The sequence below is a fragment of the Pseudomonas sp. 91RF genome, assembly GCF_003576265.1.
Lineage (GTDB): Bacteria > Pseudomonadota > Gammaproteobacteria > Pseudomonadales > Pseudomonadaceae > Aquipseudomonas > Aquipseudomonas kribbensis.
On the sequence record NZ_QWFC01000026.1, the window covers coordinates 34,032 to 55,984 of the forward strand.

General features: G+C 58.6%; 22 protein-coding genes and 4 tRNA genes. 18 read left to right on the plus strand and 8 right to left on the minus strand.

The window, feature by feature from the left end; translation table 11 throughout:
* Nucleotides 1–6 precede the first annotated feature (6 nt).
* Both DXT77_RS13845 and DXT77_RS13850 read right to left on the minus strand, forming a co-directional pair.
* The gene (locus tag DXT77_RS13845; protein WP_085712486.1) at nucleotides 7–201 is read right to left on the minus strand and encodes a hypothetical protein; all 195 of its coding nucleotides are present in this window, start codon (nucleotides 199–201) and stop codon (nucleotides 7–9) included.
* Nucleotides 202–447: 246 nt separating this feature from the next.
* Entirely contained in the window at nucleotides 448–792 is a 345-nt protein-coding gene (locus tag DXT77_RS13850) for a hypothetical protein (RefSeq protein WP_025108898.1), read from the minus strand.
* 254 nt (nucleotides 793–1,046) lie between these two features.
* On the opposite strand from DXT77_RS13850, the gene DXT77_RS13855 reads away from it, so the two are divergent.
* Together DXT77_RS13855 and DXT77_RS13860 are read left to right on the plus strand one after the other, a co-directional pair.
* Complete coding sequence (locus DXT77_RS13855) at nucleotides 1,047–1,865, plus strand: shikimate 5-dehydrogenase (protein WP_119427998.1); 819 nt, start codon at nucleotides 1,047–1,049, stop codon at nucleotides 1,863–1,865.
* Between the two features lie 185 nt (nucleotides 1,866–2,050).
* Nucleotides 2,051–2,569, plus strand: coding sequence for a cupin domain-containing protein (locus DXT77_RS13860; protein ID WP_114884155.1), 519 nt, complete (start codon nucleotides 2,051–2,053; stop codon nucleotides 2,567–2,569).
* Nucleotides 2,570–2,585: 16 nt separating this feature from the next.
* Here the strand turns inward: DXT77_RS13860 and DXT77_RS13865 are convergent, their stop codons facing one another.
* The gene (locus DXT77_RS13865; RefSeq protein WP_085712483.1) at nucleotides 2,586–3,233 is read right to left on the minus strand and encodes a YceH family protein; all 648 of its coding nucleotides are present in this window, start codon (nucleotides 3,231–3,233) and stop codon (nucleotides 2,586–2,588) included.
* A 124-nt stretch (nucleotides 3,234–3,357) separates the two neighbouring features.
* On the opposite strand from DXT77_RS13865, the gene DXT77_RS13870 reads away from it, so the two are divergent.
* On the plus strand, nucleotides 3,358–3,867 hold the full coding sequence (locus DXT77_RS13870) for a DUF1993 family protein (RefSeq protein WP_119427999.1): 510 nt from the start codon (nucleotides 3,358–3,360) through the stop codon (nucleotides 3,865–3,867).
* A 66-nt stretch (nucleotides 3,868–3,933) separates the two neighbouring features.
* Here the strand turns inward: DXT77_RS13870 and sstT are convergent, their stop codons facing one another.
* Entirely contained in the window at nucleotides 3,934–5,166 is a 1,233-nt protein-coding gene (sstT, locus tag DXT77_RS13875; protein WP_119428000.1) for a serine/threonine transporter SstT, read from the minus strand.
* Nucleotides 5,167–5,502: 336 nt separating this feature from the next.
* Here sstT and DXT77_RS13880 point away from each other — a divergent pair, with 336 nt between their 5' ends.
* Nucleotides 5,503–6,663: an MFS transporter gene (locus tag DXT77_RS13880; protein ID WP_119428001.1), complete on the plus strand. Its 1,161-nt coding sequence runs from the start codon at nucleotides 5,503–5,505 to the stop codon at nucleotides 6,661–6,663.
* Here DXT77_RS13880 and nhaR read toward each other — a convergent pair.
* The gene (gene nhaR, locus DXT77_RS13885; protein WP_085712480.1) at nucleotides 6,660–7,559 is read right to left on the minus strand and encodes a transcriptional activator NhaR; all 900 of its coding nucleotides are present in this window, start codon (nucleotides 7,557–7,559) and stop codon (nucleotides 6,660–6,662) included. The genes DXT77_RS13880 and nhaR overlap by 4 nt on opposite strands.
* A gap of 144 nt (nucleotides 7,560–7,703) precedes the next feature.
* On the opposite strand from nhaR, the gene DXT77_RS13890 reads away from it, so the two are divergent.
* The gene (locus DXT77_RS13890) at nucleotides 7,704–7,946 is read left to right on the plus strand and encodes a hypothetical protein (RefSeq protein WP_114884147.1); all 243 of its coding nucleotides are present in this window, start codon (nucleotides 7,704–7,706) and stop codon (nucleotides 7,944–7,946) included.
* Nucleotides 7,947–7,974: 28 nt separating this feature from the next.
* Complete coding sequence (locus DXT77_RS13895; RefSeq protein WP_085712478.1) at nucleotides 7,975–8,724, plus strand: TerC family protein; 750 nt, start codon at nucleotides 7,975–7,977, stop codon at nucleotides 8,722–8,724.
* A 73-nt stretch (nucleotides 8,725–8,797) separates the two neighbouring features.
* Here the strand turns inward: DXT77_RS13895 and DXT77_RS29910 are convergent, their stop codons facing one another.
* The gene (locus tag DXT77_RS29910; RefSeq protein ID WP_167443780.1) at nucleotides 8,798–8,965 is read right to left on the minus strand and encodes a hypothetical protein; all 168 of its coding nucleotides are present in this window, start codon (nucleotides 8,963–8,965) and stop codon (nucleotides 8,798–8,800) included.
* A 231-nt stretch (nucleotides 8,966–9,196) separates the two neighbouring features.
* On the opposite strand from DXT77_RS29910, the gene DXT77_RS13900 reads away from it, so the two are divergent.
* Together DXT77_RS13900 and DXT77_RS13905 are read left to right on the plus strand one after the other, a co-directional pair.
* Entirely contained in the window at nucleotides 9,197–9,868 is a 672-nt protein-coding gene (locus DXT77_RS13900; RefSeq protein ID WP_119428002.1) for a peptidase C39 family protein, read from the plus strand.
* Nucleotides 9,869–9,965: 97 nt separating this feature from the next.
* Nucleotides 9,966–10,172: a hypothetical protein gene (locus tag DXT77_RS13905; RefSeq protein WP_102621718.1), complete on the plus strand. Its 207-nt coding sequence runs from the start codon at nucleotides 9,966–9,968 to the stop codon at nucleotides 10,170–10,172.
* Nucleotides 10,173–10,226: 54 nt separating this feature from the next.
* Here the strand turns inward: DXT77_RS13905 and pbpG are convergent, their stop codons facing one another.
* Nucleotides 10,227–11,165, minus strand: coding sequence for a D-alanyl-D-alanine endopeptidase (gene pbpG, locus DXT77_RS13910; protein WP_119428003.1), 939 nt, complete (start codon nucleotides 11,163–11,165; stop codon nucleotides 10,227–10,229).
* A gap of 228 nt (nucleotides 11,166–11,393) precedes the next feature.
* Nucleotides 11,394–12,248: a bifunctional methylenetetrahydrofolate dehydrogenase/methenyltetrahydrofolate cyclohydrolase FolD gene (folD, locus tag DXT77_RS13915; protein WP_085712473.1), complete on the minus strand. Its 855-nt coding sequence runs from the start codon at nucleotides 12,246–12,248 to the stop codon at nucleotides 11,394–11,396.
* A 274-nt stretch (nucleotides 12,249–12,522) separates the two neighbouring features.
* Between folD and DXT77_RS13920 the strand changes: the two genes are divergently transcribed.
* The 10 genes from DXT77_RS13920 (at nucleotide 12,523) to DXT77_RS13965 (ending at nucleotide 21,922) form a co-directional block, all read left to right on the plus strand.
* Nucleotides 12,523–12,599 (plus strand) — tRNA-Arg (locus DXT77_RS13920).
* 32 nt (nucleotides 12,600–12,631) lie between these two features.
* Nucleotides 12,632–12,707, plus strand: a tRNA-His gene (locus tag DXT77_RS13925).
* 58 nt (nucleotides 12,708–12,765) lie between these two features.
* Nucleotides 12,766–12,850, plus strand: a tRNA-Leu gene (locus tag DXT77_RS13930).
* 76 nt (nucleotides 12,851–12,926) lie between these two features.
* Nucleotides 12,927–13,002 (plus strand) — tRNA-His (locus DXT77_RS13935).
* Nucleotides 13,003–13,402: 400 nt separating this feature from the next.
* Nucleotides 13,403–14,713, plus strand: a complete 1,311-nt coding sequence (gene tig / locus DXT77_RS13940; protein ID WP_119428004.1) for a trigger factor — start codon at nucleotides 13,403–13,405, stop codon at nucleotides 14,711–14,713.
* 92 nt (nucleotides 14,714–14,805) lie between these two features.
* Nucleotides 14,806–15,441, plus strand: a complete 636-nt coding sequence (gene clpP, locus DXT77_RS13945; RefSeq protein ID WP_053161532.1) for an ATP-dependent Clp endopeptidase proteolytic subunit ClpP — start codon at nucleotides 14,806–14,808, stop codon at nucleotides 15,439–15,441.
* A gap of 112 nt (nucleotides 15,442–15,553) precedes the next feature.
* On the plus strand, nucleotides 15,554–16,837 hold the full coding sequence (clpX, locus tag DXT77_RS13950) for an ATP-dependent Clp protease ATP-binding subunit ClpX (RefSeq protein WP_016775335.1): 1,284 nt from the start codon (nucleotides 15,554–15,556) through the stop codon (nucleotides 16,835–16,837).
* A 163-nt stretch (nucleotides 16,838–17,000) separates the two neighbouring features.
* Complete coding sequence (gene lon, locus DXT77_RS13955; protein WP_119428005.1) at nucleotides 17,001–19,397, plus strand: endopeptidase La; 2,397 nt, start codon at nucleotides 17,001–17,003, stop codon at nucleotides 19,395–19,397.
* Between the two features lie 147 nt (nucleotides 19,398–19,544).
* A complete protein-coding gene (locus DXT77_RS13960) occupies nucleotides 19,545–19,817 on the plus strand; it encodes an HU family DNA-binding protein (protein WP_002552737.1) in 273 nt (90 codons plus the stop codon).
* A 233-nt stretch (nucleotides 19,818–20,050) separates the two neighbouring features.
* Nucleotides 20,051–21,922, plus strand: a complete 1,872-nt coding sequence (locus tag DXT77_RS13965) for a SurA N-terminal domain-containing protein (RefSeq protein WP_119428006.1) — start codon at nucleotides 20,051–20,053, stop codon at nucleotides 21,920–21,922.
* The last annotated feature ends 31 nt before the right edge of the window (nucleotides 21,923–21,953 follow it).

Sequence of the window (21,953 nt, forward strand, 5' to 3'; positions counted from 1 at the left end):
GCCGGGTCAATCGACCACCTGATCGAGCATGTGCACGATCTCGTGCTCGTTGAGCAGGCCCTTGCGCACCAGGTTTTCCGCCAGCAGCGACACGAATTTCGCCGTGCGATGGCCTTCCAGGTGCTTGAGCTCGGTCAGGGCGTTGTACACCTTGCTCGAGGTGCATAAACCGACGATGCGGTGCGGATTCTGTGTTGGCATTCCAGTCGTCCTTGTTTTTATCAACCTGTTGTATGCGGACGGATTCAGATTGCGGTTCCGTCATGACAAATCGATGACCGTTTTGTGTTTCGGCCCGACGGTCGAGTCCATCATGCCGACTTTAACGGGTGAAACTGTCCCCACAGCGACCTTGGCGAGATTTTTTCAGACGTTGGCCGACGGACGGTTGGCTTTCCCGAGGCCAATAAAAAGCCCCGCTGTAAAAGCGGGGCTCTGTCTGTGTGCTTACCAGCGACCACCGTAGTAGTGCGGGTGGCCGTAATAACCACGGGGCGGACCGTAGTAGACCGGACCTGGTACATAAACCGGTTGTTGTACGTAAACCGGGGCCGGCTGGTAGTAGACCGGTGGTGGCGGTTGTTGCACGTACACCGGCGCCGGTTGAGCGTAAACAGGCTGTTGAACATATACCGGACGATCCTGGTTGATGAGCGCCGAGCCGATGATGGCCGAGCCGACGATCGCACCAAATACCGCCGGACCCTGCCAGCCACCGCCGTGGGCTTCTGCCTGACCTGTGATCGCGAATGCACCAATCAACAAGGCCACGATGGGGAGTTTACGAATCATGATTAATCCTCGGTTCTTCGACCCGGCGTCCGGGCCTGCAACAGGCTCGGGATAGCGCGGGGATACTTCTAAGACAGCAACATTTGGAAAAACAGCACGGCGGCTGGGTAAATTTTGTGTAAGGTCTGTACCGGCTTGCTTACCGGGTTTCAGGCAACGGCTGTGATGCCCGGAACAGACCGCCTTATGATCGTTCAGAACCCGATGGTCTGGCTAATCCCGTCCATCCGAAAGTGCATTCGAAGGAGCCTCCCATGCAGATGAACCCCAACAAAGACACCCAACTGTGCATGTCCCTGTCTGGGCGTCCCGGGAATTTCGGTCTGCGTTTTCATAACCATTTGTACGAGCAACTGGGTCTGAATTTCTACTACAAGGCCTTCAGCAGCCAGGATTTGCCAGGCGCTGTCGGCGGGATCCGCGCGCTGGGCATCCGCGGTTGCGGGGTGTCGATGCCGTTCAAGGAGGCCAGCATTGCCCTGGTCGATGAGCTGGATGCCTCGGCAGCGGCGATCCAGTCGATCAACACCATCGTCAACACCAATGGCCATCTCAAGGCCTACAACACCGATTACATTGCCATCGCCCAGTTGCTGGAAACCCACGCGGTGCCGAAAGGCTCGACTTTCGCCCTGCGCGGCAGCGGCGGCATGGCCAAAGCCGTGGCCAGTGCCTTGCGAGATGGTGGTTACAAGAACGGTCTGATCGTCGCCCGCAACGAGCGCGCCGGCCGTGCGCTGGCCGATTCCCTGGGTTATCGCTGGCAGGCGGATCTGGGTGAGGAGCGCCCGCAGATGCTGATCAACGTGACGCCGGTCGGCATGGACGGTGGCCCGGAAGCGGGGCAACTGGCGTTTGAAGTGGATGAGATCAAGTCTGCCGACACCGTGTTCGATGTGGTGGCGATCCCCTCGGAAACCCCACTGATCGTGCGTGGTCGCGCCGAAGGCAAAAAAGTCATCACCGGGCTGGAAGTGATCGCGATCCAGGCGCTGGAGCAGTTCGTGCTGTACACCGGTGTGCGGCCGACGGTCGAGCAGTTCGATGCAGCGGTGGCGTTTGCCCGCAGTTAAGTCCTTCGTTTTTGTGTTGGCTTGGCGGGCCTCATCGCTAGCAGGCTAGCTCCCACAGTGGAAATGCATACCTCCCGTGGGAGCTAGCCTGCTAGCGATTGCCGCGACGCGGTTTCTTGCCTTGCTCTGCCTATACTGCCGCATCAGCAAGCACAGACTTGCCCATCACAAAAGCCGAGGTTTGCATGCATCCGCCCATTCTCAACCTGAATGACGTCGAACTCGAACCCTTGCCCGAAGCCCTGGCCCCTGAAGGCGAAACCGCCGGGCGCTATCAGCAGCGGTTCGCCCGGATCGGCCAGCAACTGGGCGCGCAGAAGCTCGGTTATCGGCTGTATGCGCTGCCGCCGGGCATGCGCGGCAGCCCGTTTCACAGTCATCGGGTCAATGAGGAAATGTTCTACGTGGTGGCCGGGGAAGGGGAGGTGCGCTTGGGGGCCGAGCGTTTCCCGATCCGCGCCGGCGACGTGATCGCCTGCCCGCCGGGCGGCCCGGAAAAAGCGCATCAAATCATCAACACCAGCTCGCAGGAGCTGCGTTATCTGGCGGTCAGTACCCAGCAGCAACCAGATATCTGCGAGTACCCGGACTCGAACAAATATGCGGTGATGGATAACTTCAGCATCGATGCCGAGGGCAATGCCTCGGGGTTCGTCGCAGTGGCGCGGCAGTCGGACGGGGTGGATTACTGGGACGGCGAGTAACGCCGCCCCATTACGCTTATTCGAGGCGGGCCAGACGCTCTTCCAGCGCCGCAATCCGGGCTTCAAGTTCTTCGATGCGCTCCACTGACACACCGCTGGCAGCGCCGCGATCACTCGGATTCTGTCGCGCCGCGATAATCGCCTCGATGTCTGCCGGATCGCCCAGTGCATGGGTGTAGCGGTCCTCGCGCTGGCCGGCCTGACGCGGAATCAGCACCGCCAGATCCCGAGCGATCAGGCGTTCCAGCTGATGCACCACTTGTTCGGCGTCTTCGAATTCATGCATGCGACCGCTGCGGGTCAGCAGTTCGTTGACGGTCTGCGGGCCGCGCAGGAACATCAGCCCGGTCAGAATCATCTGTGCCGGCACCAGTTCCAGCGCCTTGTCGACCTTGTGCTCCCAGCGGTCGGCGCGACTTCCCATCACGAGCTTGGCGAAACCGCGACCTTCGAGAGCACGCAGGCTCTGGCCGACCTGGCCCTGGGTCAGGTTCATCACCGGTTCCCGGCTGGTTTTCTGATTGCAGGCCAGCACCAGCGCGTTGAGGGTCAGCGGATAGGTTTCCGGGCTGGTGGCCTGCTTCTCGATCAGCGAACCCAGAATGCGGATTTCCGTGGCGTTGAGCCGTGGTTCGTTGACGTTGGTTTCAAGTTCTGTGGACATCGCGCGTTCCCTCTGCAGTCGAAGGCGCCTAGCCTAATCCTTGCTGGATAAAAGACAAGTCGCGCGGCCCGCGAGCATGGCTATAATCGCCCCACGATTCACCCAGCCACCACGTGAGACTGCCATGACCATTTCCCTGTACGCCGCATCCGTCCCGGTTTTCCAACAAATGCTCAACGCCCTGAGCGATGTGCTGAAAAAGGCCGAAGCCCACGCCACCGAGAAAAACATCGACCCGAACGCCTTCCTGCAAGCGCGTCTGTACCCGGACATGTTCCCGCTGGTGCGTCAGGTGCAGATCGCCGTGGACTTCGCCAAAGGCGTTTCCTCGCGTCTGGCTGAAGTCGAAATCCCGAAATACGACGACACCGAAACCACCTTCGCCGAACTGCAAGCGCTGATCGCCAAGGTCCTGGCCTTCATCGGCGAGATCAAGCCCGAGCAAATCAACGGCAAGGAAGGCATCGAAATCGTGACCCGTCCGGGCACCCCGAAAGAGAAGCGCTTCAGCGGCCAGGCTTACCTGCTGAGCTACGGCCTGCCGCAGTTCTTCTTCCATGTCACCACCGCTTACGACCTGCTGCGTCACAACGGCGTTGAAATCGGCAAGCGCGATTACATGGGCGCGTTCTAAACCGCCCGGCAACAAAAAAGCCCGCCAAGGTTTGCGCCTTGGCGGGCTTTTTGTTGCGCTCGGTTTTTACGCCGGGCGCTGTGCTTTCTGCTCTTCGCCCAGACAAGCCGCAGCGGTGAACAGTACGTCGGTGGAGGAGTTCAGCGCCGTCTCGGCCGAATCCTGCAGTACGCCGATGATGAAGCCGACGGCCACCACCTGCATGGCGATTTCGCTCGGGATGCCGAACAGGCTGCACGCCAGCGGGATCAGCAGCAGCGAACCGCCCGCTACACCGGACGCGCCGCACGCGCAGATTGCGGCGACAACGCTGAGCAGGATTGCGGTCGGGATGTCCACGGCAATGCCCAGGGTGTGCACGGCGGCGAGGGTCAGCACGGTGATGGTGATCGACGCGCCGGCCATGTTGATGGTCGCGCCGAGCGGAATCGAGACCGAATAGGTGTCTTCGTGCAGGCCCAAGCGTTTGCTCAGTTCCAGGTTGACCGGAATGTTCGCCGCCGAGCTGCGGGTGAAGAACGCGGTGATGCCGCTTTCACGCAGGCATTTCAGTGTTAGCGGATACGGGTTGCGGCGCAACTTCCAGAACACGATCAGCGGGTTCATCACCAGCGCCACGAATGCCATGCAGCCCAACAGCACCGCCAGCAGATGCGCGTAACCGACCAGTGCACCAAAACCAGAGGTCGCCAGGGTCGAAGCCACCAGGCCGAAAATCCCCAGCGGTGCGAAGCGGATCACCACGCGCACGATCAGGGTCACGCCGTTGGACAGGTCGCTGACTACTTCACGGGTGGTGTCGCCTGCGTGGCGGATGGCTACGCCCATGCCGATGGCCCAGGCCAGAATGCCGATGAAGTTGGCGTTCATCAGCGCAGTGATCGGGTTTTCCACCACGCTCAGCAGCAGGCTTTGCAGCACTTCACCGATGCCGCCCGGCGCGCTCACGGCAATGTTGTCGGTGGACAGCACCAGATGCGACGGGAACATCGTGCTGGCAATCACCGCGACCACGGCAGCGGCGAAAGTGCCCAGCAGGTAAAGGAACAGAATCGGCCGGATGTGGGTTTCCTGGCCGTGCTTGTGGTTGGCGATCGAGGCCATGACCAGCACGAACACCAGAATCGGTGCCACGGCTTTGAGCGCCGAGACGAACACCTTGCCGATGAAGGCGGTGCCTTTGGCAGCTTCCGGCGCGAACAGCGCGAGGGCGATGCCGGCAATCAGGCCGATCAGGATCTGCGTGACCAGGCTGAGGCTTTTCAGGCGTTGCAATAGAGAAGGGGATGAAGCGGTCATAACGGCATCTCTGCTTTTTATAGGGTGCAAGGTTGCGTGATCCGGGCGATGAATCGGGGGCAGGCCACAGATACGAACCGAAAGGAATGACGCGACAGCCACGCCGTTAAACGGGCGGCTGAACAGGGTGTACGTTTTTCAGGGCGCGGACTTTATCACAGCGTAGGCCTTATCCTTCAGGCCTGTGACGATCTGCCACCGAAACGTTCGGCAACATAGACAGGTTTGTGCAAGTCACTCGGGAAACACTCTGTTAAGATTGCGCATCCTTATTTTCAAGTTCTGCCGGCGGGCCTTCGGGTCAACGCTGGTGTCGTCGTTTTGCTGGAGTTCCTCATGCTGTTGCCCATCCTTCTGTTGTCTGCCGCCGGATTCACGGTGCTGACCACGGAGTTCGTCATCGTCGGCCTGTTGCCGGCGATTGCCCGCGACCTGGAAGTCACCATCCCGCAAGCCGGGTTGCTGGTGACTCTATTCGCGTTCACCGTGGCCATGTTCGGTCCTTTCTTGACCGCCTATTTCGCTCGATTCGAACGGCGCAAACTGTTCATCACCATCCTGATCATGTTCGGTCTGGCCAATACCGTAGCGGCATTGGCGCCGAACATCTGGGTGATGGCTATTGCGCGGTTGATCCCGGCGCTGGGCTTGCCGGTGTTCTGGGCGCTGGCCAGTGAAACTGCCGTGGACATCGTTGGCCCGGACTTCGCCGGTCGCGCCATCGCCAAGATCGGCTTCGGCATCGTCTGCGCCACGGTATTCGGCATTCCGGTGGGCACGCTGATTTCCGACGCATTCGGCTGGCGCAGTGCATTCGCCATTCTGGCGGTGATCGCGTTCGCCAAGGCCTTGCTGCTGTTTGTCTACCTGCCGAAAACCAGTCTGCACCAGCATCAGGTCAGCTTCGCTTCGCAGTTCAAGATCCTGCGCAGCCCGCTGATGCTCGGCCATGTATTGCTGTCGATCCTGGTGTTCAGCGGCATGTTCACGGCCTACACCTATCTGGCGGACATCCTCGAGCGACTGGCCGGCTTCAATGGCACTGTGGTCGGTTGGTGCCTGATGGGCTTTGGCGCGGTCGGCCTGATCGGCAACTCGCTGGGCGGGCGCGCAGTGGATCGCCATCCGCTGATGGCCTCGGTGATGTTCTGCGCGTTCATGATCCCCGGGATGGTGGCGCTGGTGCCCAACATCAATTCGTCGCTGGGGCTGGCGGCGGCCATGGGCATCTGGGGTGTGACTCAGGCGGCGCTGTTTCTGGTCAGTCATGTGCGCTTGATGAAGGCTGCGCCTGAAGCGCCGGCCTTCGCCGCGTCGCTGAACATTGCCGGGGCCAACCTCGGGATTGGTCTGGGTGCGATCATTGGCGGTCGAGTGATCGACAGTGCCGGCCTGGGCTTCGTAGGCTTTGCGGCCGCCGCGTTCATCCTGCTGTCGATTTTCCTCGCCATGGTGTTGATGGTGCTCAAGCCGCGCGAGGTCTGCGCACAGGCTTAAAACTCGGTAAACAGCTCGCGTCGGGCACCTTCGGTAATCGCTTTGATGCCGGGGTGCTTGACCTTGCGCTCCACCGAGATCGCGTAGAACGACTCGCTCACCGCATCGGTCTGACCGATCAACTCAACGCCGTACTGGCGCTTCACCTCATCGGCAATCACGCTCGGCCCGATGAAGATTCCGCTCCCGGATTGGCCGAACGCCTGCATCAGGGCGCTGTCATCGAACTCCCCGACAATCCTCGGCTGAATCTGCTGCTCGGCGAACCAGCGCTGCAAACGGCTGCGCACCACGGTTTCTGCGCCGGGGATCAGCAGCGGCGCGCCGTGCAGGCTGCGGGGAAAATCTTGACCGTATAACGCCGCCAACTCGGCGGTGGCAAAGAAACTGATCCCGCATTCCCCGAGTTTCTGGCTGTAGCCCTTGATGTCCAGGTGCGACGGCATCGGGCTGTCGGAAATCACCAGGTCCAGGCGCTGGATCGCCAGGTCCGCCAGCAATCGCTCGAGTTTGTCTTCGCGGCAGGTGATGCGCAGCGGTTCGCTGAGCTCCATGGTCGGCGCGATCAGGCGATAGACGATGGATTTGGGCACCACGTCCGCCACGCCGACGCGGAACAGGATCTGCTGTTCGTTGGGCTGGGCGCGCAGCATCAGCTCCAGTTCACCGCCGAGCTGGAACATCTGCTCGGCGTAGGGAAGGGCCTGGCGCCCGGCTTCGGTGAGTTCGAGTTGCCGGCCGACCCGCTGGAACAGCTCGATGCCATAGGTTTGTTCGAGCAGGGAAATCTGCCCGCTGATGGTCTGCGGCGTCAGGTTCAGTTGCTCGCAGGCGCGCACGATGCTGCCGGTCTTGGCCACCACCCAGAAGTAATGCAGTTGTCGGTAATTGAGCATGGGGTTTGGTCCGTCAAATACAGTTCGTATAAATCGAAGTATAGCCGCTAAAAATACGAATTTTCCTGAAGTGTTTGTCTCCCTAGAATGCCCAGCCATCGACGGGCGGTCTGTGACCCTGTCAGTTCATTCGAAGGAAGCCTTATGAAATACACGATCCCGGCACTGATGTTTACGTCTTTACTGCTTATGGCGGGTTGCGACCAGGCCGAAAAAAGCGCCCAGCAATTGATGGGCAAGGCCGCCGAGAGCGCCAAACAGGCGATTGACGACACGCACAAAGCCGCCGAGCAGGCGCTCAGCGAGGCCACTGGCGGCCTGATCGAGAAAAAAGAAGCCCCGGAAAAAGATGCGGAAAAATCCGAATCTTCCTCCAAGACCATCTAAATCGTCTTACAAGAGTCAGGACTGACCCATGGAATACCTGTTAGAACTCGCTTCCAGCCCGACGGCCTGGATTGCCTTGGCCACACTGGTGGTGATGGAAATCGTGCTCGGCATCGATAACCTGATCTTCATCTCGATCCTGACCAACAAACTGCCCGAGCAGTATCGGCAGAAGGCCCGCCGCCTCGGTATCGGCATGGCGCTGATCATGCGTCTGGCGCTGTTGAGCACCATCGCCTTCATCGTGCAGTTGACCGAGCCGGTCATCGAGATCCTCGGCCAGGCGTTCTCCTGGAAGGACATGATCCTGATCGCCGGTGGCCTGTTCCTGGTGTGGAAGGCGACGACCGAGATCCATCACAGCATGGACCCGGTGCCGGACGATCCGAAGTCGGCGACCTCGACAGTAACTCTGGGTTTTGCCGCCGCCATCGGGCAGATCCTGATGCTGGACATGGTGTTCTCGATCGACAGCATCATCACCGCTGTCGGCATGACCGAACACTTGCCGATCATGGTGATCGCGGTGGTGGTTTCGGTACTGGTGATGCTGTTTGCGGCTGATCCGCTGGCCAAGTTCATCAACGACAACCCGTCGGTGGTGATGCTGGCCCTGGGCTTCCTGATCATGATCGGCATGACGCTGATCGCCGAAGGTTTCGGCGCCCACGTACCGAAAGGTTATGTGTATGCCGCCATGGCGTTCTCGGCTGCGATCGAGGTGTTGAACATGATGTCCCGTCGCGCCAAGCAGAAGAAACTGGCTGCCCAGGCGTAACCGCTGGAAAAGCGAAGGCCGCGTCACTCGCAAGAGTCAGGCGGCCTTTTTCGTTTGAATCGATTGAAAGACGTCAGTGCGCGGTGGCGTGACGGGCGCTGTGTTTCTCGATCTTCTTGATCGGTGCAGGTTGCACAGGGTGATGATGGCGGCGGGAAATCCGCAGCACGCCCCACAACATGGCGGCGGCAACGGCCAGCCAGCCGGCAATCAACATCACAATGGTCATGGTCAGGCTCATCGGTGCCTCCTCTTTGCCCTGCGTCGGGCGCTCACTCTTTTGCTGTCTTTCGAGTGACAGTCTAGTCGCTGGCGTGTTTCAGGCTATTGACCAAAGGTCGGTGGTGACCAATCACTTCGCTCTATGCAGCCGATGCATCTGCTCCTTTGGGCTATACCGCAGCGTTGCGCCGTCCTATGATCCTCGACCAAGCCGGAACACGATGACCGGTAACTGATCAAGAGAGTGACGATGGTGCAGCTATTTTCCCGGATTCGCATGGCACTGCTGGTGGCCGGTTGCGTGACAGCTTTGGTGGGGTGTGCGGGCAGTGTGGCGCCGGAAGTCCAGCGCCTGCCGGAGCGCGTTGAACTCAGCGGCACCTTCTATCGGGGCGAAGCCAATCAGAGCGGGCCGCAGGTGTTGGCCAGTCTGTTGTCGCAGCAGGGCATCGTGATCTCTCCGGGGTTGCTGGAAAAACCTCTGCACCTGCCGGGTGCCGAGGACAAGCTGCAGCAGAACATGCAGAACCTGGCTCGTGAATACGGCATGGTCGTGTACCCGGTAGATGCCCGTTTGCCGGCGCTGCTGACTCAGGTGGCGGCGGGTTACCCGGTGATGGTGCGCTTCAGCGAAGGATCGGCGTTCTGGGCCGAGCCGCGGTACGCGATCCTTTCCGGTTATGACCGCAAGAAGCAGAAGGTTCTGCTGCGCGCCGGGATGAATCGTCGTGAACTGATGAGTTTCAGTTCATTCGAGTCCGCGTTGGAGAAATCCGGCGGCTGGGCAGTGCTGATCCAGAAACCGACCCAGATCCCGGCTTCCGTAGATCGTCAGCGTTGGCTGAAGGCCGCTGATGAACTGGCGCAGGCTGGTCAGGAACGCGAGGCGGCGCAGGCGCGCAAGGCACTGGACGCGAAGTGAGGTTCCGTCCGTCTCCTGACGGGCACCCTGGCGCGCAGCTACGCTCTTAAGGGTAACGCCCGGTTTTTTCGGGTGATTACCCGAACGAGAGGTGCGTATGAGTACCGATTCGAGCTTCGACGACCATAAACCGGACAGCGTGCCGACCACGCCGGAGCCTGACGTTGATCCGGTGCTGGATCCGGACAGTCCGCTGCGCGATCCATTGGCGCGTCCTGCGGTAGTAACCCCGGAGCATCGGCGCGACCCCAGTGCCGGCGACGGCATTCCCGATGATGACCAGATGCCGCTGCCCAACGACTGAACCGGCAGACGAAAAAAAGCCCCGAATAGTCGGGGCTTTTTCTTGTGTCGCGATTTACTTGGACGCTTCGACCACGCCGCTCTGGCGACCCTTGAGGTTTTTTTCGGCCTTGTATTGCTGGGCCACCGCCGGAACGTTGGTGCTCCGGCCGGTTTCCATCCAGCTGCGGATGCGACTGGCATCGGCGAAGTGGGTGTACTTGCCGAATGCATCGAGAATCACTAGGGCGACCGGGCGATTGCTCATCCGGGTCACCAGCACCAGACAATGCCCGGCCGGATTGGTGAAGCCGGTCTTGGTGATCTTGATGTCCCAGTCGGCCTTGTTGACCAGGTGGTCGGTGTTACGGAAACCCAGGGTGTAATTGGGTTTGCGGAACGAGACGGTCTTTTCCTTGGTGGTAGTGAGTTCGGTCAGGATCGGATGCTTTTGCGCAGCCATCAGCAACTTGCTCAGGTCCCGGGCGGTGGAAACGTTGCGCTCCGACAGGCCGGTCGGTTCCACAAAGTGGGTGCTGGTCATGCCCAGCGCCTTGGCCTTGGCGTTCATCGCCGCGATGAAGGCTGCATAACCGCCCGGATAGTGATGGGCGAGACTGGCGGCGGCGCGGTTTTCCGAGGACATCAAAGCGATCAGCAGCATCTCCCGGCGCGGCAGTTCACTGCGCAGTTTGACCCGGGAAAACACGCCTTTCATTTCCGGGGTGTGGCTGATGTCGACGTCAATCCATTCGTCCATGTTCTGGTGGGCTTCAACCACAACCAGGCCGGTCATCAACTTGCTGACGGAAGCGATCGGCACGATCACGTCCGGATTGCTGGAGTAGATGACTTTGTTGGTCTGCAGATCCATCAGCAGGGCGCTGCCGGAGGCAATCTTCAACTGTGAAGCGTCTCGTGGGGCAGCGGTGGTTTCGGCGGCGTTGACCGTTGGCGTGAGGAGCGTGCCTGAAAATGCAAAAACCAGGCTCAGGATGGACAGACGAATATTCACGCGGGCGAACTCATGAAGGTTGGAAATGCCGTTTTTTGTAACGGACTGTGTCGTAAAACGACGCATTCTAGGAGTATGGCTGAAGATCTGTCGATGGTTGTTTGAAGGGCATGAAAAAGTCGTAAAAAGCCCTGTAAAAATAGGGGTTTCCGGCGAACGGTAAAGGTTTTTTCGAGGATACGAAAAACCCCGCACAAGGCGGGGTTCTTCTGGAGCGGAAAAAGCGCTTTAAGCGTGCAGGGTTTCTGCGGCGTAGAGGGTGTTTTCCAGCAGGCAGGCGCGGGTCATCGGGCCGACGCCGCCCGGTACTGGTGTGATCCAGCCGGCGCGGGGCAGGGCGGTTTCATACACGACGTCACCGACCAGTTTGCCGTCGTCCTGACGGTTGATGCCGACGTCGATCACGATCGCGCCTTCCTTGATCCACTCGCCCTTGACCAGGCCCGGCTTGCCGGCGGCAACCACCACCAGATCGGCGCGGCCGACGTGGCCGGCCAGGTCCTTGGTGAAACGGTGGGTCACGGTCACGGTGCAGCCGGCCAGCAACAGCTCCATGGCCATCGGGCGACCGACGATGTTGGAAGCGCCGACAACCACTGCATCCATTCCGTACAGATCGACACCGGTGCTTTCCAGCAGGGTCATGATGCCTTTCGGCGTGCACGGACGCAGCAGCGGAATGCGCTGGGCCAGGCGACCGACGTTATAAGGATGGAAACCGTCGACGTCCTTGTCCGGGCGGATGCGCTCCAGCAGCTTGGACGCGTCCAGGTGCTCAGGCAGAGGAAGTTGAAGCAGAACGCCGTCGATTGCCGGGTCGTCGTTCAGTCGATCGATCAGATCGGTCAGTGCTTCCTGAGTGGTTTCGGAAGGCAGGTCGTAGGCTTGGGAGAGGAAGCCGACCTCTTCACAGTCTTTACGCTTGTGCGAGACATAAACCTGAGAGGCAGGATCGCTGCCGACCAGGATCACCGCGAGGCCGGGAGTGCGCAAGCCTTGCTCGCGACGTTCGGCTACCCGTTGGGCGATCTGCTGGCGCAGGCTGGCGGCGATTGATTTGCCGTCGATTAGTTGTGCAGTCATTGCGCGTGATTAACCATCGAGAGGGGAAAAAAAGAGAACGCATTCTCGCATGTCAAACGGTGAGGGCAAAGGCGCTTGGTCAGCAAATTCCCCTAAGCCCTTTAATTAAATGAATTTTTTTCAAAAAGGATTTGACGACCTGCAGGTCGCTCTATACTATTCGTCGCACTTGTCGGGCACAGCCTAGCACTGGTTAAGAAGGTCGAGCGAAATCAAGGTTTTGCGAGACTGGAAAGCACTTAGTTTGTAGTCCTCCAAGGGTACAGCTAACAAGGCGCCCGTAGCTCAGCTGGATAGAGCATCCGCCTTCTAAGCGGATGGTCGCAGGTTCGAGTCCTGCCGGGTGCGCCATTAGGCAGCTTTGGCACAAGTAGCGCGATATGGTGGGCGTAGCTCAGTTGGTAGAGCACGGGATTGTGACTCCCGTTGTCGTGGGTTCGATCCCCATCGTCCACCCCATATTTCGAAAGGCGCCAGATGTAACAGTCTGGCGCCTTTGCTTTAAAAAGCTTCATCCGCGGATGTGGTGGAATTGGTAGACACACTGGATTTAGGTTCCAGCGCCGCGAGGCGTAAGAGTTCGAGTCTCTTCATCCGCACCAATCAAAGCTTCATTCATGCCGTTGGTAGGGTGAAGTTCTACAAAGAAGTTGTTTGGCTTCTTTGGCACGCAATATGGTGGGCGTAGCTCAGTTGGTAGAGCACGGGATTGTGACTCCCGTTGTCGTGGGTTCGATCCCCATCGTCCACCCCATATTTCGAAAGGCGCCAGATTTAACAGTCTGGCGCCTTTTTTGTTTCAGGAATTCGAGTTTCTGGCGACTGCCGGTTTCGGGTCGCAGGGCAGGGTGCTTCGTCGTATCAATGTTGCTCGATGATGCTGCACTGCCCGCCGACCTTGCTTGCGAGGTCGGCTGTCAGGGAGATGATTCAACCGCCTCTATATATAGAAGAGGTTGGCGCAGGGCCCTGGCTTGATTGGCTGCATTTGCTAACAGGGCGAGGCGCAACCGTTTGTCCCCGCCTTCAATTTGCCTGCTGTTTTTTTACCCGTTTTCAGTAGGGTGACTTCTTGAGTTTGACCTACTAGAATGCTTGCCCTTGATTCTTGGGTCGGAAACGGCCGGCTAACGTCTGTGCAACGAGGAATATCCATGCAAGTTTCTGTTGAAAATACTACTGCTCTTGAGCGCCGCATGAGCATCACCGTGCCGGCTGAGCGCATCGAGACTCAGGTCAACAAGCGTCTGCAGCAGACTGCCCAGAAGGCCAAGATTGCTGGCTTCCGTCCAGGCAAAGTGCCTATGAGCGAAATCAAGCGCCGTTTTGGTGCTGATGCGCGTCAGGAAGCGATCGGCGACGTGATCCAGTCCTCCTTCTACGAAGCTGTGGTTGAGCAGAAGCTGAACCCGGCCGGTTCGCCGTCGATCGAGCCAAAATCGCTCGAAGCTGGCAAGGACCTGGAATACGTAGCCGTATTCGAAGTGTTCCCTGAGTTCACCGTTGCCGGTTTCGAAGGCATCACCGTTGAGCGCCTGAGCGCTGAAGTGGCTGACGCCGATCTGGACAAGATGCTGGACATCCTGCGCAAGCAGAACACCCGTTTCGAAGTGGCCGATCGCGCTGCCCAGAACGAAGACCAGCTGAACATCGATTTCGTTGGCAAGGTTGACGGCGAAGCGTTCGCCGGCGGCTCCGCCAAGGGTACTCAGCTGGTGCTGGGTTCCGGCCGCATGATCCCTGGCTTCGAAGAAGGCCTGGTTGGCGCCAAAGCCGGTGAAGAGCGCGTTCTGAACCTGACCTTCCCAGAGGACTATCAGAACCTGGACCTGGCTGGCAAAACCGCCGAGTTCACCGTGACCGTCAACACCGTTTCCGAGCCAAAACTGCCTGAGCTGAACGAAGAGTTCTTCGCCCAGTTCGGCATCAAGGAAAGCGGCATCGACGGTTTCCGCACCGAAGTTCGCAAGAACATGGAGCGTGAACTGCGTCAGGCGATCAAATCCAAGGTCAAGAATCAGGTAATGGACGGTCTGCTGGCCACCAACCCGATCGAAGTGCCAAAGGCTCTGCTGTCCAATGAAGTTGACCGTCTGCGCGTGCAGGCTGTTCAGCAGTTCGGCGGTAACATCAAGCCTGACCAACTGCCGGCCGAGCTGTTCGAAGAGCAAGCCAAGCGTCGCGTTGTCCTGGGTCTGATCGTGGCTGAAGTGGTCAAGCAATTCGACCTGAAGCCAGACGAAGCCCGCGTTCGCGAAATGATTCAGGAAATGGCTTCGGCTTACCAAGAGCCTGAGCAGGTTGTGTCCTGGTACTACAAGAACGAGCAGCAACTGAACGAAGTCCGTTCGGTTGTGCTGGAAGAACAAGTTGTGGATACTGTTCTGCAGAAAGCTAGCGTGACCGACAAATCGGTCTCTTACGAAGAAGCGGTCAAGCCGGTAGAAGCTCCAAAAGCCGACTGATTGTTTCTGCGTTAGAAGCACACACCATAAGCCAGCCTTCGAGCTGGCTTATGCGTATTCAAGACATGACTATTTGGGAGTGACTGCAGAGCATGTTCCGTAATTCCTATATTCAGCAGAACTCTGATATCCAGGCCGCCGGCGGCCTGGTCCCGATGGTTGTCGAGCAATCTGCTCGTGGGGAGCGCGCCTATGACATCTACTCGCGTCTTCTCAAGGAGCGAGTGATCTTTCTGGTGGGTCCGGTAGAGGACTACATGGCCAACCTGATCTGCGCGCAATTGCTGTTCCTTGAAGCGGAAAACCCGGACAAGGACATCCATCTTTACATCAACTCCCCGGGCGGCTCGGTCACTGCAGGCATGTCGATCTACGACACCATGCAGTTCATCAAGCCGAACGTGTCGACCACCTGCATCGGTCAGGCCTGCAGCATGGGCGCATTCCTGCTGACCGCAGGTGCCCCGGGCAAGCGTTACTGCCTGCCGAACTCGCGAGTGATGATTCACCAGCCACTGGGCGGTTTCCAGGGCCAGGCGTCGGATATCGAAATCCACGCCAAGGAAATCCTCTTCATCCGCGAGCGACTGAACACGCTGATGGCCAAGCACAGCGGGCGCACTCTGGAAGAAATCGAGCGCGATACCAACCGCGACAACTTCATGAGTGCAGAAGCTGCGAAGGAATACGGCTTGATCGACGAAGTGATCAACCAGCGTCCAGCTTAAAATAAGCAGCTCAAAACAGGCCTGATCGGCTGGTCCGATCAGTGGCGGGCTTGAAAAAGCCCGCAATAGCCTTCATCTTGTGTTGCAAGCCTATCGGATTTGGATCGAACGAATGACTGACACCCGCAACGGCGAGGACAACGGCAAGCTGCTCTATTGCTCCTTCTGTGGCAAAAGCCAGCATGAAGTGCGCAAATTGATTGCCGGCCCCTCGGTCTTTATCTGCGACGAGTGCGTCGACCTGTGCAATGACATCATCCGCGAGGAGGTGCAGGAAGCACAGGCCGAAAGCAGCGCGCATAAATTGCCTTCGCCTAAAGAAATCAGCGGCATCCTTGACCAGTACGTCATTGGTCAGGAGCGTGCGAAGAAGGTTCTCGCGGTAGCGGTGTACAACCACTACAAGCGTCTGAACCAGCGTGACAAAAAGGCTGACGACGTCGAACTCGGCAAGAGCAACATCCTGCTGATCGGCCCGACAGGCTCCGGTAAAACCCTGCTGGCCGAAACCCTGGCCCGCTTGCTGAACGTTCCGTTCACCATTGCCGACGCAACCACCCTCACCGAGGCGGGTTACGTGGGTGAAGACGTCGAGAACATCATTCAGAAGCTGCTGCAGAAGTGCGATTACGACGTGGAAAAGGCCCAGATGGGCATTGTCTACATCGATGAAATCGACAAGATTTCGCGCAAGTCCGACAACCCGTCGATCACCCGGGACGTTTCCGGTGAAGGCGTGCAGCAGGCCTTGCTCAAGTTGATCGAAGGCACGGTCGCTTCCGTTCCGCCGCAAGGTGGCCGCAAGCATCCGCAGCAGGAATTCCTGCAGGTCGACACCCGTAACATCCTGTTCATCTGCGGTGGTGCGTTCTCCGGTCTGGAGAAAGTGATTCAGAACCGTTCCACCAAGGGTGGCATCGGTTTCAACGCAGAAGTGCGCAGCAAGGAAGAAGGCAAGAAAGTTGGTGAATCCCTGCGTGAAGTCGAGCCTGACGATCTGGTCAAGTTCGGTCTGATCCCGGAATTCGTCGGTCGTTTGCCGGTCCTCGCGACGCTGGACGAGCTGGATGAGGCTGCATTGATGCAGATTCTCACCGAGCCGAAAAATGCCCTGACCAAACAGTACGCCAAGCTGTTCGAGATGGAAGGCGTGGATCTGGAATTCCGTTCCGACGCGCTGAAATCGGTCGCCAAACGTGCCCTGGAGCGTAAAACCGGTGCCCGTGGCCTGCGTTCGATTCTCGAAGGTGTGCTGCTCGACACGATGTATGAAATTCCCTCGCAGTCCGAGGTGAGCAAAGTCGTGATCGATGAGAGCGTGATCGAAGGCAAGTCCAAGCCACTGTATATCTACGAAAACAGTGAGCCGACGGCCAAGGCAGCGCCGGACGCGTAAGTGTCCACCCTGCCGGAACAAAGAAGGGGCCTTCGGGCCTCTTTTTTTTTATGTCGTTTTTTACATCCGCTTTGCGCTTGTTTTTTTTCAAGGCAGCCCCCATCTTGGTTTCAAGCTTAATTCCATCTGATTACGGCCATATGGCCGCCGTAGAGGCGAAATCATGAAGACCACCATCGAATTGCCTCTCCTGCCATTGCGTGATGTCGTTGTGTATCCGCACATGGTTATCCCGCTGTTCGTGGGGCGCGAGAAATCCATCGAAGCCCTCGAGGCCGCGATGACGGGCGACAAGCAGATCCTCCTGCTGGCCCAGAGAAACCCGGCTGACGACGATCCCGGAGAAGACGCTCTGTATCGCGTCGGTACCATTGCCACCGTTCTGCAACTGCTCAAGCTGCCTGACGGCACCGTCAAGGTTCTGGTCGAAGGCGAGCAGCGGGGTACTGTCGAGCGTTTCAGCGAGGTCGATGGCCACTGCCGTGCCGAAGTTTCCTTGATCGACGAAGTCGACGCCGCCGAGCGCGAGTCCGAAGTCTTCGTGCGTACGTTGCTGTCGCAGTTCGAACAATATGTTCAGTTGGGCAAGAAAGTCCCGGCTGAAGTCCTGTCGTCGCTCAACAGCATCGATGAGCCGGGCCGTCTGGTAGACACCATGGCTGCGCACATGGCGCTGAAAATCGAGCAGAAGCAGGAAATCCTCGAAATCATCGATCTGGCTGCCCGGGTCGAGCACGTTCTGGCGCTGCTGGACGCCGAAATCGACCTGCTGCAGGTCGAAAAGCGCATCCGCGGCCGCGTCAAGAAACAAATGGAGCGCAGTCAGCGCGAGTACTACCTGAATGAGCAGATGAAGGCCATTCAGAAGGAGCTCGGCGACAGCGACGAAGGCCACAACGAAATCGAAGACATGAAAAAGCGCATCGACGCTGCCGGTCTGCCGAAAGACGCCCTGGCCAAGGCCACTGCCGAGCTGAACAAGCTCAAGCAGATGTCGCCGATGTCGGCCGAAGCCACTGTCGTGCGTTCCTACATCGACTGGCTGGTGCAGGTGCCGTGGAAGGCTCAGAGCAAGGTACGCCTGGATCTGGCCCGTGCCGAAGACATTCTCGACGCCGATCACTACGGTCTGGAAGAGGTCAAGGAGCGCATCCTTGAGTACCTCGCCGTACAGAAACGAGTGAAGAAGATTCGTGGCCCTGTTCTGTGCCTGGTCGGTCCTCCGGGCGTGGGTAAAACCTCGCTGGCGGAGTCGATTGCCCATGCCACCAACCGTAAATTCGTGCGCATGGCCCTCGGTGGCGTGCGTGATGAAGCGGAAATCCGTGGTCACCGTCGGACTTACATCGGTTCGATGCCAGGAAGATTGATTCAAAAGATGACAAAGGTGGGCGTCCGCAACCCGCTGTTCCTGCTCGATGAAATCGACAAGATGGGCAGCGACATGCGCGGCGATCCGGCGTCGGCGTTGCTGGAAGTGCTCGATCCGGAGCAGAACCACAACTTCAACGATCACTATCTGGAAGTCGATTACGACCTGTCGGATGTGATGTTCCTCTGCACCTCGAACTCGATGAACATTCCGCCGGCGCTGCTGGACCGGATGGAAGTGATCCGTCTGCCGGGCTACACCGAAGACGAAAAGATCAACATCGCCGTCAAGTACCTGTCGCCAAAGCAGATTGCCGCCAACGGCCTGAAGAAAGGCGAGCTGGAATTCGACGAGGAAGCGATCCGCGACATCATCCGTTACTACACCCGTGAAGCCGGTGTGCGTGGCCTCGAGCGGCAGATTGCCAAGGTCTGCCGCAAGGCGGTCAAAGAGCATGCACTGGAAAAACGCTTCTCGGTGAAAGTGACAGCTGATCTGCTGGAGCACTTCCTCGGTGTGCGCAAATTCCGTTACGGTCTGGCCGAGCAGCAGGATCAGATCGGTCAGGTGACCGGCCTGGCCTGGACTCAGGTTGGCGGTGAATTGCTCACCATCGAAGCGGCCGTGGTGCCGGGCAAAGGCCAACTGATCAAGACCGGTTCGCTGGGCGACGTAATGGTCGAATCGATCACTGCGGCCCTTACCGTTGTACGCAGCCGTGCCAAGAGCCTGGGCATCCCCCTGGACTTCCACGAGAAGCGCGACACCCATATTCACATGCCGGAAGGTGCTACGCCGAAAGACGGTCCGAGCGCCGGTGTAGGCATGTGCACCGCACTGGTGTCGGCCTTGACGGGTATTCCTGTACGCGCCGATGTCGCCATGACCGGCGAGATCACCCTGCGTGGTCAAGTCCTTGCCATTGGTGGCCTGAAGGAAAAACTCCTGGCCGCACACCGTGGTGGAATCAAGGTCGTGATTATTCCGGAAGAGAACGTGCGTGATCTGAAGGAGATTCCTGACAATATCAAGCAGGATCTGCAGATTAAACCGGTTAAATGGATTGACGAGGTCCTGCAAATTGCGCTGCAATACGCGCCGGAGCCCTTGCCGGATGTGGCTCCGGAGATTGTCGCGAAGGATGAAAAACGCGAGTCCGATTCCAAGGAAAGAATTAGCACGCATTAATACGTCTTTGGCTGGGGGGCTTGTTGACAGTTTTTTAGAGCCCTTGTTATAAAGCGGCTCTTAAGTGTCTGTAGGCCATTCAGCACTCGTTTTTGCTTTCACCAAAAAACTTAGAATCATCTCAAAATAGATATAAGGGGACTTAGAGTGAACAAGTCGGAACTGATTGATGCTATCGCTGCATCCGCTGATATCCCGAAAGCTGCTGCTGGCCGTGCGCTGGACGCTGTAATCGAATCCGTCACTGGCGCTCTGAAGGCTGGCGACTCCGTAGTTCTGGTAGGTTTCGGTACTTTCTCGGTAACCGATCGTCCAGCTCGCATCGGTCGTAACCCACAGACCGGCAAGACTCTGGAAATCGCGGCAGCCAAGAAGCCAGGTTTCAAAGCCGGTAAAGCCCTGAAAGAAGCCGTCAACTAAGTTTGATTCAGGTTTTTACCCATCCGGGTCGGGGTCATGCCTGACTTGGCAGCGGAGCGGTAGAGCAGGCAGTTTGGAATAATTGTCTGCTACGCCGGGATCGAGGGTTCGAGCCCTGTCCGCTCCGCCAGTTACGAGAAGGCGCATCCTCGGATGCGCCTTTCTTCTATCCGGATTCTACCCACACTCCACGGTTGCCTAATTTTTGAAGTTCAACCGTTTCTGGGGGACGCATGCTGCAGAATATCAGGGACAATTCACAAGGCTGGATTGCCAAGACCATTATCGGGGTCATCGTTGCACTGATGGCCCTGACCGGTTTCGATGCCATTTTCAAGGCCACGACTCACACCAACGAGGCGGCCAAGGTCAATGGTGAAGAAATCAGCCAGAACGAGCTGAGCCAGGCCGTTGACATGCAACGCCGTCAGCTGATGCAACAGCTGGGCAAGGACTTCGATGCTTCCTTGCTCGACGAAAAAATGCTGCGCGAATCGGCCCTCAAGGGTCTGATCGATCGCAAGCTGCTGCTGCAAGGCGCAGAAAAATCGAAGTTCGCCTTCTCCGACGCGGCGCTGGATCAAGTGATCCTGCAAACGCCTGAATTCCAGGTGGACGGCAAATTCAGCTCCGACCGTTTTGACCAGGTGATCCGTCAGCTGGGCTACAGCCGCATGCAATTCCGCCAGATGCTGGCTCAGGAAATGCTGATCGGTCAGCTGCGCGCTGGCGTGGCCGGCAGCGGTTTCGTGACTGACGCTCAAGTGCTGGCCTTCGCCCGCCTGGAAAAGCAGACCCGTGATTTCGCCTCGCTGAACATCAAGGCTGATCCGGCGGCAGTGAAGCTGACCGACGATGAGGTCAAGGCTTACTACGACGAACACGCCAAGGAATTCATGACCCCGGATCAGGTGGTCATCGATTACCTCGAGCTGAAGAAGGCTTCGTTCTTCGACCAGGTTGCCGTCAAGGACGAAGACCTGCAGGCGGCGTACCAGAAAGAAATCGCCAACCTGTCGGAACAGCGTCGTGCGGCGCACATTCTGATCGAAGTGAACGACAAGACCACCGAGGCCCAGGCCAAGGCGAAGATCGAGGAAGTCCAGGCACGTCTGGCCAAGGGCGAGAAGTTCGAAGCACTGGCCAAGGAGTTCTCGCAGGATCCGGGCTCGGCCAACAATGGCGGCGACCTGGGTTATGCCGGTCCTGGCGTCTACGACCCGGCCTTCGAGAAAGCCCTGTATTCGTTGAACAAGGATCAAGTGTCCGAGCCGGTTCGCACCGATTTCGGTTTCCACCTGATCAAGCTGCTGGGCGTCGAAGCGCCGGAAGTGCCGACCTTCGCCAGCCTGAAAGACAAGCTGACCCACGAGCTGAAAGCCCAGCAGGTCGAGCAGCGTTTCGTCGAGGCGACCAAGCAGCTGGAAGACTCCTCGTTCGAAGCGTCTGACCTGACGCAGCCGGCACAGGATCTGAAACTGACCGTGCACACCTCCAAGCCGTTCGGCCGTGAGGGTGGCGAAGGTGTTGCGGCCAACCGCGCCGTGGTCACTGCCGCGTTCAGCAACGAAGTGCTGGATGATGGTGCCAACAGCACCGCCATCGAGCTGGATCCGGATACCGTGATCGTGTTGCGTGCCAAGGAACACCTCAAGCCTGCGCAACTGCCGCTGGAAGCCGTGGCCACCGCCATTCGCACCCAGTTGGCCAAAGAGCACGCCAGCGCGGCTGCCAAGACCAAGGCGGAGCAACTGATCGCCGGTCTGCGTGACGGCAAGACCCCGTTGGACAAGGCCATCGACGGTCAGAACTGGAAAGTCACCCAGGCGGCCACCCGCGCCCAGGAAGGTGTCGATCCTGCGGTGCTGCAAGCGCTGTTCCGCATGCCGAAACCGGCAGGCAAGGACAAGCCGACTTTCAGCAGCGTGACACTGCCCGATGGCAGCCTGACCATCGTGCGTCTGAACGCTGTGAACGAAGCCGCTGCGCCAACCGATGAAGAGAAAGCGCAATATCGTCGCTTCCTCGCTTCGCGTGAAGGCCAGCAGGACTTCGCGGCGTACCGCAAGCAGCTGGAAAGCGAAGCGGACATCAAGCGTTTCTGATGCCTGACTGAGCGATACAAAAAGAGCCCCG